General features: G+C 41.3%; 13 protein-coding genes. 4 read left to right on the top strand and 9 right to left on the bottom strand.

The window, feature by feature from the left end; genetic code table 11:
* Positions 1-14 precede the first annotated feature (14 nt).
* Positions 15-485, bottom strand: a complete 471-nt coding sequence (locus tag FXN70_RS03985) for a YchJ family protein (RefSeq protein WP_324646198.1) — start codon at positions 483-485, stop codon at positions 15-17.
* Positions 486-542: 57 nt separating this feature from the next.
* Positions 543-2,132, bottom strand: a complete 1,590-nt coding sequence (locus tag FXN70_RS03980; RefSeq protein ID WP_324646369.1) for a TerC family protein — start codon at positions 2,130-2,132, stop codon at positions 543-545.
* Positions 2,133-2,518: 386 nt separating this feature from the next.
* Between FXN70_RS03980 and FXN70_RS03975 the strand changes: the two genes are divergently transcribed.
* Positions 2,519-3,139, top strand: coding sequence for a TIGR00730 family Rossman fold protein (locus FXN70_RS03975; protein WP_324646197.1), 621 nt, complete (start codon positions 2,519-2,521; stop codon positions 3,137-3,139).
* 186 nt (positions 3,140-3,325) lie between these two features.
* On the opposite strand, the gene guaA is transcribed toward FXN70_RS03975, so the two are convergent.
* From guaA to FXN70_RS03960, 3 genes are all read right to left on the bottom strand, one after another.
* The gene (gene guaA, locus FXN70_RS03970) at positions 3,326-4,894 is read right to left on the bottom strand and encodes a glutamine-hydrolyzing GMP synthase (protein WP_324646196.1); all 1,569 of its coding nucleotides are present in this window, start codon (positions 4,892-4,894) and stop codon (positions 3,326-3,328) included.
* A 149-nt stretch (positions 4,895-5,043) separates the two neighbouring features.
* Positions 5,044-6,759 carry a cation acetate symporter gene (locus tag FXN70_RS03965; protein WP_324646195.1) on the bottom strand — a complete coding sequence of 572 codons (1,716 nt, stop codon included), beginning with the start codon at positions 6,757-6,759 and terminating at the stop codon, positions 5,044-5,046.
* Positions 6,760-6,769: 10 nt separating this feature from the next.
* Positions 6,770-7,126: a DUF485 domain-containing protein gene (locus FXN70_RS03960; protein WP_324646194.1), complete on the bottom strand. Its 357-nt coding sequence runs from the start codon at positions 7,124-7,126 to the stop codon at positions 6,770-6,772.
* A gap of 185 nt (positions 7,127-7,311) precedes the next feature.
* On the opposite strand from FXN70_RS03960, the gene FXN70_RS03955 reads away from it, so the two are divergent.
* On the top strand, positions 7,312-10,803 hold the full coding sequence (locus tag FXN70_RS03955; protein ID WP_324646193.1) for a PAS domain-containing hybrid sensor histidine kinase/response regulator: 3,492 nt from the start codon (positions 7,312-7,314) through the stop codon (positions 10,801-10,803).
* 42 nt (positions 10,804-10,845) lie between these two features.
* Here the strand turns inward: FXN70_RS03955 and FXN70_RS03950 are convergent, their stop codons facing one another.
* Positions 10,846-11,496: a response regulator transcription factor gene (locus FXN70_RS03950; protein ID WP_324646192.1), complete on the bottom strand. Its 651-nt coding sequence runs from the start codon at positions 11,494-11,496 to the stop codon at positions 10,846-10,848.
* Between the two features lie 386 nt (positions 11,497-11,882).
* Between FXN70_RS03950 and FXN70_RS03945 the strand changes: the two genes are divergently transcribed.
* Positions 11,883-12,821, top strand: coding sequence for a mechanosensitive ion channel family protein (locus FXN70_RS03945; RefSeq protein ID WP_420714368.1), 939 nt, complete (start codon positions 11,883-11,885; stop codon positions 12,819-12,821).
* On the opposite strand, the gene FXN70_RS03940 is transcribed toward FXN70_RS03945, so the two are convergent.
* From FXN70_RS03940 to prfB, 3 genes are all read right to left on the bottom strand, one after another.
* A complete protein-coding gene (locus tag FXN70_RS03940) occupies positions 12,801-13,508 on the bottom strand; it encodes a 16S rRNA (uracil(1498)-N(3))-methyltransferase (RefSeq protein WP_324646190.1) in 708 nt (235 codons plus the stop codon). The two genes, FXN70_RS03945 and FXN70_RS03940, sit on opposite strands and share 21 nt — an antisense overlap.
* On the bottom strand, positions 13,505-14,788 hold the full coding sequence (locus FXN70_RS03935; RefSeq protein WP_324646189.1) for a 3-deoxy-D-manno-octulosonic acid transferase: 1,284 nt from the start codon (positions 14,786-14,788) through the stop codon (positions 13,505-13,507). The genes FXN70_RS03940 and FXN70_RS03935 overlap by 4 nt, the downstream gene beginning before the upstream one ends.
* A gap of 72 nt (positions 14,789-14,860) precedes the next feature.
* Positions 14,861-15,956, bottom strand: a protein-coding gene (gene prfB / locus FXN70_RS03930) for a peptide chain release factor 2 (RefSeq protein ID WP_324646188.1) whose coding sequence is annotated in 2 segments (ribosomal slippage) — positions 14,861-15,883 and positions 15,885-15,956 — 1,095 coding nt in all. Because the reading frame shifts where the segments join, the coding sequence is not laid out codon by codon here.
* 365 nt (positions 15,957-16,321) lie between these two features.
* On the opposite strand from prfB, the gene FXN70_RS03925 reads away from it, so the two are divergent.
* Positions 16,322-17,092, top strand: coding sequence for a putative porin (locus FXN70_RS03925; protein WP_324646187.1), 771 nt, complete (start codon positions 16,322-16,324; stop codon positions 17,090-17,092).
* The last annotated feature ends 42 nt before the right edge of the window (positions 17,093-17,134 follow it).

Here is a 17,134-nt window from a genome sequence, read left to right as displayed (position 1 = left end):
GCTATTTTACGAGATTAGTCGATAAAAGGTGCACAGCAATGCTTATATTTTTTTCCAGAACCACATAAACAGACTTGTTTCATGGTCGGAAATGCATCTACGGTTGGGTCTAAAAAATACCAATGTTGTTGATACTGCACAAAATACGATTGTTCATGATGAACCTGTGGCTGTAACTCTGCGACATAGTAGGCTTTAAACTCGACCATGGCATGCTTAGACCCAATTTTAGGTTCAAATGCAACGATCTCTAGTTTGTTCCACTCATTTTGTGTACTCCATGCAGCAAGAGCAGCAGCATCTAATTGGGCTTGCTGCCCAATTGCAGTGGTTTGAATAATATAGTCAATTTGCTGTTTGGCAAAAGCACTATAGCGTGAACGCATCAATTGTTCCGCAGCACCCGCATAAGCTTGCCGTAAGTGCAACGGCTCACAACAGGTGACATAACTACCGTGTCCACACGGACATTTTAAATCGTTCATAAAAAAATAGCCCTGATGATCAGGGCTATTTTAAAGAGCTACTTTCACTTTGCAAAGTTAAGATTTCTCAGAAGCTGCATCTGCTTGTTGTGGCGTGATATGAACTTTTTCAATTTTATGTCCATCCATCGTCACAATTTCAAATACATATCCGTCGACTTTGACAACATCGCCATTTTCAGGCAAACGCCCTAAATGCACGAGCAAATAACCTGAAAGCGTTGAATATTCTTCACTTTCATCCACCAAATTTTGCCCCAAGAGCAAAGATACATGGCGAATGTCTGTTGAGCCATCGAGCATGAGTGAACCATCTTCAAGGCTTTCTGCCGCCGCTTCAAGCTCATCTTCGTCAGGGAATTCACCTGCAATTGCCTCTAAAATATCAATTGGTGTAACAACACCTTCAATTGAACCATATTCATTCAAGACAATCGCCATTTGCAACGGTGCTTTGCGTAATTGTTCCATCACCATAAGTACATTGGCATTTTCATGCACAATCATCGGCTCACGTAAATGGGCAACAAAATCTAGATGATCTGTTTCAATATAGTCATTTAAAATTTTGTGAGTCAGCGCAATTCCCGCTAAATTATCGAGTTCACCATGTGCAAAAACCAAACGTGAATGGGTCATTTGCATCAATTGAGATTTAACCAACTCAGCAGGTTCATCTAAGTCAATCCATTCTAAGTCAGGGCGTGGGGTCATCACCGATTTTACTGGACGTTCAGATAACCCTAATACACCCTGCACCATCACACTGTGATAGGCACTATTTTCACCATCAAACAATTCTTCTGCCAAGGCTTGTGTTGCCAAAACATCAGTTTCATGACTTGATGGTTCGCTCGTTGAACTATTGCCACCTAACATGCGCATGACTGCCGAAGCTGTTTTATAACGTAGGTCTGTGGTGGTGACTAATTTTTCTTGGTTTCGGCGTGTAACCTGATTCAATGCTTCGATTAACACCGAGAAGCCAATTGCAGCATATAAATAGCCTTTTGGAATGTGATAACCAAAGCCTTCAACCAACAATGAAAAACCAATCATCATTAAAAAGCCAAGACACAGCATCACTACCGTTGGATGTTTGTTCACAAACTCCATTAAAGGTTTAGATGCCCACATCATCACACCCACCGCAATGACCACCGCAATCATCATCACAGGTAAGTGTTTCACCATACCCACTGCGGTAATCACACTGTCTAGCGAGAAAACGGCATCAAGCACGACAATTTGGACAATCACCATCCAAAAAGTTGCATGTACAGGGTTTTCTTCTTTCAGGTGCATTTTTCCTTCAAGACGCTCATGCAATTCCATGGTGCCTTTAAACAGTAAAAATACGCCACCAAACAGTAAAATCAGGCTATGCCCTGAAAATGGTTGACCTAAGATGTGAAATAACGGCTCGTCTAAGGTGACAATCCATGCAATCGAAGCCAACAATACCATACGCATACATAGCGCGAGGGTTAGGCCAACAATGCGAGCAGTATTGCGTTTTTCAGGCGGTAATTTTTCCGCTAAAATTGCAATAAAAACGAGGTTATCAATCCCAAGAACAATCTCAAGCACCACCAAAGTGGCAAGACCTACCCATGCCGAAGGGTCAGACATCCATTCAAACATCAGTGATTACCCTCCTTTAATGGATTGGCGAGAAACGCGCTGTGTTGAACAGAATAATCAGATCCTGAAAGTGGGATCAAATTTATTATTGTGAAAAAAGAATATCGCGAGTGACAACAACCACTACCCATATTGATCTATACGTTATGAATCGAATTTTTAGTATAGGCAAGATTTTTTATAAATTCATCATTTTTTATCCATTTTATTACGCTTTTCGAGATAAATTTTGTAGGTTGATGATCATATTCAGGCCAAATTGTTCTAATGAGATAACATCAAACGTCAATAACCAATAGATAAAGATGCATCATAAAAATATCTCAACGAAACTGCCATATTTCTTGCTTAATGTTCTGGCAAAAAGCATGTTAAGGTAAAACTAAACCATGAATCGTGCGACTGATATGAATAAAAGTTTTAAAAATCCAACGGCTCAAACGCAACAACCGCTAATCGCATTATATTGTGGCTCTCGTGTCGGCAATAAAGCCATTTATCTAGAAAGTGCAATTCAACTTGCACAAGGGCTTGCTGTACATGGCTTTGGCGTGGTGTATGGTGGTGCAAGTATTGGCTTAATGGGACAAGTTGCAGACACCGCAATGGACCATGGTGCGGAGGTTGTTGGCGTTATTCCTGAATTTATGTTGGACTATGAAATTGCCAATGACCGTTTAACTGAGCTACACATTGTAAAAAGTATGCACGAACGTAAGGCGATTATGGCAGAACGTGCCAGCGCTTTTATTGCCTTGCCGGGTGGTTTAGGCACATTCGAAGAAATTTTAGAAATTGCCACATGGTCACAGCTTGAACAACACCAAAAACCAATGATGCTATATAACGTCAATGGCTTTTATAATCATCTGATTGCACAGTTAGACCATGCCGTTGCCGAAGGTTTTTTACCGCCACAGCACCGTGCAAAGCTGATTGTCTGTAACAATATTCAAGAAATTTATACCGCCATTCAAAGTTTGAAAAAGCCTGAAAATGTGGTGATGTAATTCAAATATTGGTCGTGTTCTAAATTTTATGCTCGTTTAAACTGTCAATAAAGCATCCGCATACTTTTAAAACACCACCTAGTATTTTTTGTCTTTTGTCAAATTTGTATTCAATGCAGATCAGTGTACTTAAAAAAATAGCCCTCATTGAGGGCTATTTTTTAAATTAAAGCGTGATTAAATGGCTTATTCCCATTCAATTGTTGCAGGTGGCTTAGATGACACGTCATACACCACACGAGAAACGTCTTTAATTTCATTCATAATACGCGTTGAAATTTTATCAACCAAGTCGTACGGTAAGTGAGCAAAACGTGCTGTCATAAAGTCAACAGTTTCAACGGCACGAAGTGCAACAACCCACGCATAACGGCGACCATCACCCACAACACCAACAGACTTAACAGGTTGGAATACCGCAAACGCTTGTGCAGTTTTGTCATACCAACCACTTTCACGAAGTTCTTGCATAAAGATGTCATCTGCTAGACGTAAAATGTCGGCATATTCTTTTTTCACTTCACCCAAAATACGCACGCCTAAACCCGGACCTGGGAATGGATGACGATAAATCATGCTATGTGGTAAGCCAAGTGTCGTACCTAATTTACGCACTTCATCTTTAAACAAATCACGTAAAGGTTCAACCAAATCAAAGGCTAAGTCTTCTGGTAAACCGCCCACGTTATGGTGTGATTTAATCACATGTGCTTTACCTTGTTTGCTTGCAGCAGACTCAATCACGTCTGGGTAAATGGTACCTTGTGCCAAGAATTTCACGCCATCAAGTTTACGTGCTTCTTCTGCAAATACTTCAATGAATTCACGACCAATGATCTTACGTTTTTTCTCAGGATCAACTTCGCCTGCTAATGCAGTTAAGAAACGCTCTTCTGCATTGGCACGAATCACACGAATACCCATGTTATCGGCAAACATTTGCATCACTTGCTCACCTTCATTTAAGCGAAGTAAGCCGTTGTCTACAAATACACAAGTAAGTTGGTCGCCAATTGCTTTATGCAACAATGCCGCAACCACAGATGAATCTACGCCACCTGACAAACCAAGTAATACTTTTTCATCGCCAATTTGAGCACGAAGTTGTTCTACCCGTAGGTCAATAATGTGTTCTGGTGTCCAAAGACCACCACATCCACAAATTTTATGCACAAAGTTTGACAGAAGTTCGGCACCTTTTGCAGTATGCGTTACTTCAGGATGGAATTGGATACCATAGAAACGGCGTGTTTCATCAGACACCATCGCCACTGGGCAGCTTGGTGTGCTTGCTGTAACTTGGAAACCTTCTGGAATAGCAGTCACTTTATCGCCATGACTCATCCATACTTTTAATTGGTCTTTGGTATCTTCAAGATCACCAATTAATAAATCACGCACTTGAATATTGACTTCGGCATAGCCAAATTCATGTACCGTACCTGCTTCTACTTTTCCGCCCAATTGTGCTGACATGGTTTGTAAACCATAGCAAATGCCAAGTACAGGAACACCTAAAGTAAATACCACTTCTGGCGCACGTGGGCTACCTTCCTCATGTACACTTTCAGGGCCGCCTGAAAGAATAATCCCTTTTGGATTAAATGCACGAATGTCTTCTTCCGACATATCAAATGCATACATTTCAGAATATACGCCTGCTTCACGCACACGACGTGCAATCAATTGGCTGTATTGTGAACCGAAATCTAAAATAAGAATACGGTCTTCAGTAATTTGAGTATGGGTAGTCATGAGCAACAACTAAAAGCTAAGGAAGATAGGCGCGTTATTTTAGCATTTTTTCTATTTGAATCCTATTGCCTAATATGTTTATTATTTAAACAAAAAATAATTATAAAAAAAGCCCCTGACGGAGCTTCTTTATTGTTGTGCTAAATGCGTTAGTGATCCGATGCGCCTGAAGCACCAATACCTGTCACAGAACGTACGAACTGTGCATCAAAGGCTTTGCGCTCACGTTCTGCACGTGCTGATTTATCAGTAATTGAAAAGAACCAACAACAGAAGAATGACAATGGCATTGCAATAATGGCTGGACCATTGAGTGAAATAACAGGGGTTTCTGCAATTTTAAGCGTATCGACCCATACTGCTTTCGACAAGACAATCAGTAAGACCGCCATCACTAAACCAACCAAGCCGCCCATCACTGCCCCACGTGTGGTTAAACCTTTCCAGAACATAGACAGTACTAGCACAGGGAAGTTGGCACAGCTTGCAACCGAGAATGCTAAGCCCACCATAAAGGCAACGTTTTGTTTCTCGAACAAAATACCCAAAACCATTGCAAAAATAGCCAAACCTAAGGTCGCAATTTTAGACATGCGCAGTTCAGATTCAGGTGTGGTTTGACCTTTTTTAAATACGTTGGCATATAAGTCATGTGAAATTGCCGATGCACCCGATAAGGTTAAGCCCGCAACAACGGCTAAAATAGTGGCAAAGGCAACAGCAGAAATGAAGCCCATGAACAGATCACCGCCCAAAGCATCACTTAAATGCACCGCAGCCATATTGTTTCCACCCATCAACTCAAGCTTACCTGTCAATGCCATTTTTGCAACATCTAAGAATTGAGGATTGTTTGAAACAAATAGAATTGCACCAAAACCAATAATAAAGGTCAGTAGGTAAAAATAACCAATAAATCCAGTTGCCACGACAACAGACTTACGTGCTTCTTTGGCATCTTTTACAGTAAAGAAACGCATTAGAATGTGAGGTAAACCTGCGGTACCAAACATTAAAGCTAAGCCTAAAGATAATGCATCAATTGGGTTGGCTGCTAATTTCCCTGGCCCCATAATCTTGGCTGCATCTTCAAAACTCACATGATGAACTTGTGAGAATACATGAATTGCTTGATTAAACATTTCACTAAAGCTAAAGCCAACCGCTTTCATGACCATAAATGCCATAAAAGTTGCACCGCTTAATAACATCACCGCTTTAATAATTTGCACCCAAGTGGTTGCAAGCATGCCACCAAACATCACGTAGGCCATCATTAACAAACCTACAATCACCACAGCAATATTATAGTTCAAGCCAAAAAGTAACTTAATAAGCTGACCTGCTCCCACCATTTGTGCAATTAAGTAAAATGCAACCACAACCAGTGAACTAAATGCAGCTAAAGTACGTACAGGTTTTTCTTCTAAGCGAAATGACACCACATCCGATAAATTATATTTACCTAAGTTACGTAACCGCTCTGCAATTAAGAATAAAACAATGGGCCAGCCCACCATAAAACCGAGTGAATAAAGCAAACCATCAAAACCTGAGCTAAACACCATTGCGGAGATGCCCAAGAACGATGCAGCAGACATAAAGTCTCCCGCAATCGCTAAACCATTTTGAAAGCCACTAATGCCTCCACCTGCGGTATAAAAATCTTTGGTACTTTGCGTTTGTTTTGCTGCCCATTTTGTAATAAATAAAGTAAAACCAACAAAAATGACAAACATGATAATGGCATGCCAATTGGTGGCTTGTTGCTCTGCTGCACCCAAATCAGGGCTTGCCATTGCAAATGAGGACATCAAAGCACTCGATGCAAGTAATGCTTTGGTTTTAAGAGAAGTCCAACTCATTTTTTTATCCTCACTCATGCGCTGTATTTGATGATGGATTGTTATTGTGTTGATGTGCAATTGCTTCAACTTCTTTTAAAGCTTCACGGTTTAATTGATCAAATGAATTGTTGGCAATATAGGAATACACCCCACACAATACAAATGATAAGACAATGATGCCAAGTCCAAGCGGAATGCCCCATGTCGTCACACCACCACTAAATGAGCTCATTAAAAAGGCTTTGTTGTAGCCAACCAACAGCATAAAGCCTACATAAACCACCAACATAATCAGAGTTAACGTCCAACTGAGCGTCCGTTGTTTGCTCACCATTAATTTAAATTTTGGATTATGTAGAATACGATCGACTTGCACGTCATCCATAATTATTACTCCATAAAAGATGACCAACCTTGGTCACATACGCGTTCATTTATTTTTTTACGTCTTAAAATTAACAAAGTTGAGGCAATTGCGTCAGTTAGACTTTGGTCGCTACATTTTTAAACAATTCTTTGCATCGAAGCCAATAGCAGAGGATAATTAGCAAAACTTAATCTGCTGTGCTTATGAATAATTGGCTGATTCTTGGGGTTTTATCCCTTTATATTATTACTTTATTTAGCTGTGCTTTTTTTGGCGAGAAATATGCAAGTCGACTTGGCACACGCGGTCGCATGCTTCTCTTTAGTCTAACGCTTGGGGTATATTGTTCCTCTTGGACATTTTATGGGGCAACAGGTGCTGCCGTTCGGCAAGGCATTATTTTCCTACCCATCTATTTAGGACCGTTACTTTTTGTTTGGCTCGGGTATGACATTTGGCGACGTATTGGGCGTATTCGACAACATCACTCAATTTCATCTATTGCCGACTTTATTGCTGCACGCTACGGTAAAAGTGGTACGCTTGCATCGCTCGTTACCGTTTTGGCAGTGATTGCCATTATTCCCTATTTAGCGTTGCAATTGCGCGCTGTTGCACTCAGCACTGCGGTCATTATCCCCCAAGACAATTCATTACATTTCACTACCAATGCCGTACTTGTACTGACTGCAATCTTAGCCATGCTATCGATGGTTTTTGGTACACGGCAAATGGCCAATACCGAACAACATGGTGGACTAATGCTTGCGGTTGCCATCGAATCCTTTGTGAAATTGTTTGCTTTAATTTGTGTTGCGATCTTTTTTATCAGCAATCATCCACAAAATTTACCGCAAATGAGCCACGATATTCAGCAACAGTTTCATCATATCCAACAGTTTGGTGTGCCCGAAACGTTTTGGGTACAAACGCTATTGGCAGCATTGGCAATTATCTGTTTACCTCGCCAATTTCATGTCGCTGTAGTCGAACTCCGTGAAGAAAAACATATTCGTGGCGCACGGCGCTGGTTCTCGGTGTATTTAATTTTAACCACACTCACCATTTTCCCAATCGCCAGTTGGGCGCTGCATGCGAGTCCTGAATTATTGACCATTCCAGACGTAGCTGTGCTGACTTTACCCATGAGTTATGGCCACGAATGGCTAACTATTTTGGCATTTTTAGGTGGATTTTCAGCTTCAACAGGCATGTTATTGGTTTCATCCGTTGCCCTCTCGATTATGCTCAGCAACGACCTTATCATGCCGGCCATTTGGCGCTTTAACTTAATTTCCCGCCACGACCAACGCTTACCTGCACTACTAAAATTGACGCGACGGGTCAGCATTTTAATGGTCATGTCGATGGGGTTCTTATTTTTTCATTATTTTAATGATATTAACCAGTTATCTGTTTTTGGTTTGCTTGCATTTAGTGCTGTGGCACAGTTTGCACCGGCCCTTATTGGTGGCTTATATTGGCGTGGTGGAAGTCAACAAGGCGTTTATGCAGGACTGCTGGTTGGCTTTTTTATGTGGGCTTATACTTTATTATTCCCAACGCTATTACGCAGCCTTCCCGTTGAATATTCAGAATTACGCCAATATATTTTCCAACAAGGTTTATTCGGCTTTTCTATTTTACGTCCCGAAGCCTTATTCGGCTTTGAATCACTTGCACCACTTTCGCATGGCGTGATGTGGTCTTTAGGTGTGAATCTCATTTTATACATTTGGGTATCCAAAATTTATCGCCCAAGCGTGGCCGAACAAATTCAAGCCGAAAGTTTTTTTTATTACGAAACCAAACCCTTACCTTCGCAAAACTCCAATCATGAATTGGGTTATTACCATCCCGATAGCCCACGCCTAAAGGTGGGTGACTTAATGACTTTGGCACAACGTATTACCGGTGAAGCCCCAACTAAACATGCTTTTCAACTGTTTTGTGCGCAGAATCATCTAATTTTAAATCCAAATAGCATTGCCAATGGCATGTGGTGGCGTTTTACCGAACAACACCTTGCCAGTACCATTGGCGCAGCCTCGGCACGAACCTTACTTACCACCGCCCTTGCCAATAATGGTTTGGGCGTGGCACAAGTTGCCAATATTCTAGACCAAGCCTCGCAATGGCAACGCTTTAATCAAAATTTACTCATGACCATGATTGACCATATGACCCAAGGTGTAAGTGTTGTCGATGCCAATATGTGTTTGGTCGCATGGAATAACCAATACCTAAAACTTTTTGATTATCCTAAAGATTTAGTCTATGTTGGCTGCCCAATTTCCGACCTAATTCGCTACAATGCCGAACGCGGTGAATGTGGCCCCGGTTCAACAGAAGAACATGTACGTAAACGCTTACATTGGATGAAAGTAGGTAGCGCGCATGAATTTGAACGGATTCGTAAAGATGGCCGTGTCATTCAAATGCGGGGTAATCCAATTGAAGGTGGTGGTTTTGTGACAACCTTTGCCGACATTACTGCCTTCCGTGAAAATGAGGCCGTATTAGAAGGTCGGGTGCAAGATCGAACCCAACGATTGGCAAATGCTTTAACCGAACAACAATTGGCACGTGAACAAGCGGACACCGCCAACATGTCTAAAAGTCGCTTTATTGCAGCGGCAAGCCACGACCTATTACAACCCATGCATGCAGCACGATTATTTAGTACAGCACTTGAGCAAAGTATTCAGTGTGAGGAAGATCGGCAAACTTTACAACAACTTGACCGAGCCTTACATGGTGCAGAAAGCATGCTCTCGGCACTGCTCGACATTGCGCGCTTAGAAGGTGGCAGCATTCAACCCAAACGCCAAGCTTACCCATTGCATGATTTACTCAGTGACTTAGAACTCCAATTTAAATCAATTGCGGCACAACGCAAAATCCAACTTCACGTTCATGATGCCAAATTTTGGATTGATACCGACCCACAATGGATTCGCCGCATTATTCAAAATTTTGTCAGTAATGCCTTGCGTTACACCGCAAAAGGACGAATTGTCGTGGGTGTTTTACGCAGTGCCTCACAACCACGCCATATTCGTATAGGTGTATGGGATACAGGCCCCGGAATTGCCGAAGAACAGCGCATTAAACTGTTCCAAGAATTTGAACGCTGTGGACATACGTCTCCTTGGGGTGAACAAGGTTTAGGGCTTGGACTGGCAATTGTACAACGTATGACCAGCCTGCTGCATTATCCTGTTCATGTCTATTCCGAATTGGGCTACGGTTCTTGTTTTATAATTGAAGTGCCAATTGTAGACGCACCACAAGTTTCTAGCAGCGTTGTGCCCATTCAACCATTGCAGCACCACAGTTATACAATTTTATGTTTGGACAATGATGAAACCATTTTAAATGGCATGGAAACCTTACTCAAAAAATGGGGACATCGGGTGCTTAAAGCCCGAGAGCCCGAAGAGGCCGCTCGACTGCTTGAACAAGAAAGCATTCAAGTTTGGATGATTGATCAGCACTTAAACCAAGATCAACGCGGTTTAGATTTTATTCAAAAATATCGAACCGCCGAGATTCCTATCGCTTTGATTACCGCAGACTCTGATCCTGAACTTCCGCAGCAACTCAAAATGCTAAATATCATGCTATTACGCAAACCATTGAAACCTGCATCAATGCGTGCATGGTTATCAGGTCTCAAAATCAATCCGTCTTAAAATAAAAAAGGGCTGCACAAGCAGCCCTTTTTTATTTAGCTCTTAAATTTTCTTTTCTTCAATATTTAAAGCACTAATCGCCAAAACTGCTTGAGTGCGGTTTTGCACCCCAAGCTTTCTAAAAATAGCAGTCACATGCGCTTTAATGGTGGCTTCGGATACATCAAGCTCATAAGCAATTTGCTTATTTAGCAAACCTTCAGCTACCATCATCAGTACGCGAAATTGTTGTGGCGTTAACGATTGAATTCGCTCAGCCAATGCGGTTTCATCTGCCGCACGCGGATCAAAATTCATATTGGCAGGTAAACTCGGTGGCAACCACAAATCACCTTCTAACACTTGCTTAATGGCATCTCCAATATGGCTTGGATGTGCCGACTTTGGAATATATCCCATTGCACCATGTGCAATCGCACGTTGAATAATACTAACTTCTTCATGCGCAGAAACCACAATAATCGGAATACTCGGATACTGTGCTCGTACATGAACCAAGGCTGAAAACCCTGATGCACCTGGTAAGTTTAAATCCAACAAGACCAAATCTGGTTCTGCACCGGTCTCTAGGCGTTGGTAAAACTCATTGACCGCAGCCGTTTCATGAATTTGTGCCTGAGGTAGGCTATAGCGGACTGCCTGAATTAAGGCATGACGAAATAAAGGATGGTCATCAACGATTAATATATTCATAAGCGATAGCTATATAGGTCGCAGTCGAGTAAATTTCTTTACGCTACGACATTTCTTTATAAATGTACACTTGTAACAAGCCCATCATCCCAGCGGCTTGCCCAATTCTTATACCCGTTTCAGCTAGATTATTCTAATCTAGAACAATAGTGTGCAAGCTTTTTCTTTCAGAGAAAAGCTTTATTTTAAAGAGAATGCGAATTTTGGGTTTCTCAGGCTTTTTTAGTCCTCAAACTTAAGCTGTGCTATTTTTTACAAAATACAGCTACATCTGGCTTTTTAACACAAATCCATCGTTTATCCATTAAACTTTCGCGGTGTTTCAGGCAAAATAAGCCCTCTTTAATTTCGGATTTTTTATTGTGGCAGAAAATCAAGCCTCAACGATACAACACGTTGCACAAGATACATCACATCTCATTCAAGAAGCAGGTAAAAAAACCACTGAGTCTGTGCTTGCGCATACCGAAAAATATCAGGACGCTTACCGTGCCATCGATAAAATTATGGACAGTTTTTGGGAGCGTGTACCTTATATTTGTATTGCTATTATTGTTTTTGTGATTTTTTGGCTACTCACCAAACTGTTTAAACTTTTTGTACGCAAAACGCTCGAGAATCGTTCTTATACCCGTCAGAATTTAGTTTTAGTTCTCAACCGAGTCGGCTCATCTGCCATTTTGTTTTTCGGATTTTTAATTGCACTGGTGATTGCTATTCCAGGTTTTACCCCAGGTCAGCTCATGAGCGCACTAGGAATTGGTTCGGTTGCGATTGGTTTTGCATTTAAAGATATTTTCCAAAACTTACTTTCAGGCATTCTTATTTTGCTCAGCGAACCGTTTCGGATTGGCGATGACATTATTTGTAATAACATGGAAGGTACGGTTGAAGATATTCAAATTCGTGCAACTTTTTTACGTTCGTATGATGGTCGCCGCATTGTGATTCCAAATGCTACGGTTTATACCAGTGCCATTACCGTCAATACAGCATACCAACGTCGCCGCTGTGAGTTTATTGTGGGCATTGGCTACGATGATGATGTACAAAAAGCCAAAGAATTGATTTTGAATTTGCTCGACCAAAACCGCAATGTGCTTAGCCAACCCTCTTTTTCGGTGAATGTTGACCGTCTTGCAGATTCATCGGTCAATCTGCGTGTACGTTGGTGGGTTGATACGACTGAAACCAGCATTGCAGGATCGACCAGTGAAATTCAAGAACAGGTGATTCAAGCTTTTGATCAAAATGAAATTAATATTCCATATCCTGTTCAAGAAATTAAAGTGCAACACACTGCGTTAGAAACTCAACCGACCTAAAATATAGGAAATTGCAGTTTCTGTACGTAAAATTCGGCTGCCCAGACTGCGTGCTTGGCAGCCATTTTTTTGCATTAAATCGACCTCATAAGGAATGAATCCGCCTTCTGGCCCAATAATCAAGCTACATGCCTGTTCTATTGCCTGTGGCATGTTCTGTTCAGCATAGGGATGTGCTACAAACGCTGGCTGTTCAGTAGAAATCCACTGCGGCAAAATATCCTCGACAAAGGGTTTAAAGCGTTGATGCAAGCTCACTTCAGGTGCAATGCAATCGCCTGCTTGTTCTAAACCTAAATTGACATAATCATCGAGTTGCCGCAAAAATGGACTTTGCCAATAGCTTTTATCGACCCGATAACTATGGATTAAATGCAAACTGCTCACGCCTAAAGTGACGCTGTCCATGACTAAACGGCGCAGCACTTTCGGACGTGGCAAAGCAACGACTAAACGAATCGGCAATTTTTCAGGAACGCTTTCTGACTGAATGGGGCGCACTGTAATATGTGTTGTACTGACCTGCATCACTTCAGTTAAATAACGTGAACCTTGTCGAACGCCCACTTTTAGAGTGTCGCCAACTTGAATATTCAGATGCTGATGCAAATGCTGTACCTGCCGTGGTGACACAATTTTCCATTCATCGCCTTGTATTTCTTCGGCAGTTAACAAAACAATATTCATGCTAAGTATCGATCAATTAATTCAATATGCTGTTGCAAAGAACCTTGGTTCTTAAGTAACACTTGTGCAGCGGCTTGGGTTTGTTGCTGTGAAAATGTGAGGTCATTTAAACATTGTAATAATAACTGTGCCACGACTTGTGCATTTTCACCCACCAATAAAGCTTGATGCTGCACCAATTCATCAACAATACTTTGGAAATTAAAATAACGAGGGCCAATAACAGTCGGTACATTCAATGCCAACGGCTCTAAAATATTATGTCCGCCGCCCGGTTCATTTAAAGACCCCCCCACAAAACAGGCTTGGCTCAGTGCATACCATAACCAAAGTTCACCCATACTATCAGCCAAATAAACTTGAGTTTGCGGCAAAATTTCTTCGCCTAAACTCCGCCGCTGCGTGGTTAATCCCAAAGCCGTACAGGTTTCAAAAACCGACTGAAAACGCTCGGGATGCCGTGGTACCACAATACACAATAAATTGGGATTGGATTGTAATTCAGTTTGCAATTGGGCCAACAATTGCTGTTCTTCGGGTGCATGGGTACTGGCAAGTGTGATGATCTGACGATGACCCAAAGCCCATTGTGCTTTTAAAATTTTTGCCTGTTCAACAAAATGCGTTGGGGCTTGAATATCAAATTTAATATTGCCCACCACCTGACTTTTTTCAACCGCTAAACCTAAGCTGCGGTAACGCTGCTGCGTTGGAATATCTTGCGCTAGCATCCATGTCAATTGCTGCAACATAGGACGAGTTAAGCTAGGAACTTTAGCATAGCCCTGAGCAGATTTTTCCGACAATCGTGCATTTAAAAGTACACATGGAATATTTTCAGCTTTGGCTTGAGCAATTAAATTCGGCCAAAGTTCAGTTTCAACCAAGGCTAAAACTCGCGGTTGATACAACGCAAAAAATTGTTTTAATAATGGTTTTTGGTCGACAGGCAAATAGACAGCCTGAAATAAGTGATGGTACGGTGCTTTTAAAAACAATGATTTCACATGCGCTTGCCCTGTTTTAGTGGTGTTGGTGACTAAAACGGGAATATTTTGACTTAAGTAATGTTGAATGAGGGGTTGAGCTGCATTGGTTTCTCCTACCGACACCGCATGGAACCAAATGGCATGTTTATTTTTAGGGATTTGAAATGGGCCGAAACGTTCTAAACATTCTTGTTGATACTGTTCTAGGTTTGCAGCACGTTTTTTTATTCGTAAGCGATACAACGGCTTTAAAACCGCCAATGCCACGTTATACCAAAATGGGGTTGCCAATACAAAACCTCACATCAAAATAGCAAAACGCCAATCCATAGCCATATAGATTGACGTTTTGCAAATAAAAAATTAAAGCCCTTTCTTCAAGCTTGCTTCAATAAATTTATCTAAATCGCCATCAAGTACCGCGCCTGTGTTTGAGCTTTCAACACTGGTACGCAAGTCTTTAATACGTGAATCATCTAGTACATAAGAACGAATTTGACTGCCCCAACCGATGTCTGATTTAGAATCTTCCAATGCTTGAGCTGCCTCGTTACGCTTACTCATTTCCAATTCATACAATTTTGCACGTAACTGTTTCCACGCATGGTCACGGTTAGCATGTTGCGAGCGTTGGTTCTGACACGCCACTACAATCCCTGTTGGCGCATGGGTTAAACGTACCGCAGAGTCAGTTTTGTTAATATGCTGACCACCCGCACCCGACGCACGGTAAGTATCAGTACGAACATCTGAAGGATTGATTTCAATTTCGATATTGTCATCAATTTCAGGGGATACAAACACTGCGCTAAATGAAGTATGACGGCGGTTACCACTGTCAAATGGCGATTTACGCACTAAACGGTGTACGCCAGATTCAGTACGCAACCAACCATACGCATATTCACCTTCAACACGAATGGTCGCAGATTTAATCCCTGCAACATCACCGTCTGATTCTTCCATCAATTCAGCTTTAAAGCCATGACGTTCAATCCAACGTAAATACATACGCAGTAACATCGAAGCCCAGTCTTGTGCTTCTGTACCCCCTGAACCGGCTTGAATTTCCACATAACATGGGTTTGGATCCATCGGGTTACTAAACATCCGACGGAATTCAAGTTTAGCTAAATCTTCTTCAGCGGTATTTAATTCGGCTTGCACATCTTCAAGTAAGCTTTCATCATCTGCCTCAACAGCCAAATCCAACATCGCTGTGGCATCATCTAATTGTTCAGCTAAACGTTCCAATACCCCAATGATATTCTCAAGTTCGCCTTTTTCTTTTGCCATCGCTTGTGCGCGTGCTTGGTCATTCCAAATCGCAGGATCTTCTAATTCACGTAAAACTTCTTCTAAACGTTCTTTTTTCAGATCGTAGTCAAAGATACCCCCGTAGTGTTTGGCTACGATCAGTCAAATCTTTTAATTGGTTTAGATAAGGATTAATTTCCACGTGAATCTTCTCTATGCAAAATACAATTCCCACTATTTTAGCATAGAGTGAAATACGGAGATATGCCCCGCATGTTGTCATTACAGATTGCCAGAGCGCTCTCTTTAGAATAGTTTTTATGCAACAAATTATTGAATAATCGATTAAATATTCAGCAAAAAATCTATTCTCCACTTTTTATCCATCAAATTAATAAAACAAAACATTTTCAATTTAATTTAAAAATCAATTTATTATAAGTTTATTGTTACACGATTTTACATAGATACAGACTGGTTACATCACAAGCGTTGACCCTACTGTTTTTTTCTCTAGACTAAAAGTTGTAACAAAAAATGAATGTTAACTTTCGGAGGGGAAGTTCCATGAAAAAAACACTGATCGCAACTGCACTGTTTACAGGTCTTGCTATTACTGGCACAGCCAACGCATATCAAGCTGAAGTAGGTGGTTCTTATGGCTACCTCGACCCAGACAATGGTAGTGGTGCAAGTGCTTACAACCTAAACGGTACTTATTATTTTAATCCGGTGCAAACCCGTAATGCACCACTCAAAGAAGCAGCATTCTTAGACCGTGCAAGTAATGTCCATGCAAGTGCAACGTATGCAAGCAATGATGGTACTGAAAATAGTCAATATAGCGGTGGCGCGGAATATTATATTCCTAACTCAGACTTCTATCTTGGTGCAAATGTAGGACGTAACACATATCAAGTTGATCACGGATCTAAAGTAAAAACCACACTTTATAATGCCGAGGTCGGTTATTTACCTGCACCGGGCTTATTGGTTGCTGTAGGTGCTCAAGGCTATGACACCAAAAATGGTGGAGATGGTGTAGATCCTACTTTACGCGCTAAGTACGTCACTCAAGTTGGTCAGCATGACATTAACTTAGAAGCTCGCGGTGTGTTTGGTAACGACAATAACAAACAATACTCTGTTGGCGGCGACTACTTCATTGATAAAACTTTAAGTTTTGGTGCAGACTATTACAAAGACAAGTCAATTAACCAAAAAGAATGGGGTATTCGTGCCGATAAATACTTCAGCAATAACGTAAGTGTTGATGGCCGTATTGGTTTTGGTGACAACTACAACACCTATACCATTGGTGCAAACTACCGCTTCTAATGTGAATTGGTTTTAACGCAATAAAAAACACGCCCTTGGGCG

Origin of the sequence: Acinetobacter sp. MD2, from assembly GCF_035615575.1 — a bacterium.
Classification (GTDB): Bacteria; Pseudomonadota; Gammaproteobacteria; order Pseudomonadales; family Moraxellaceae; genus Acinetobacter.
Note: the sequence above shows the minus strand (reverse complement) of the source record. Positions and strands in the feature narration are given on the sequence as shown.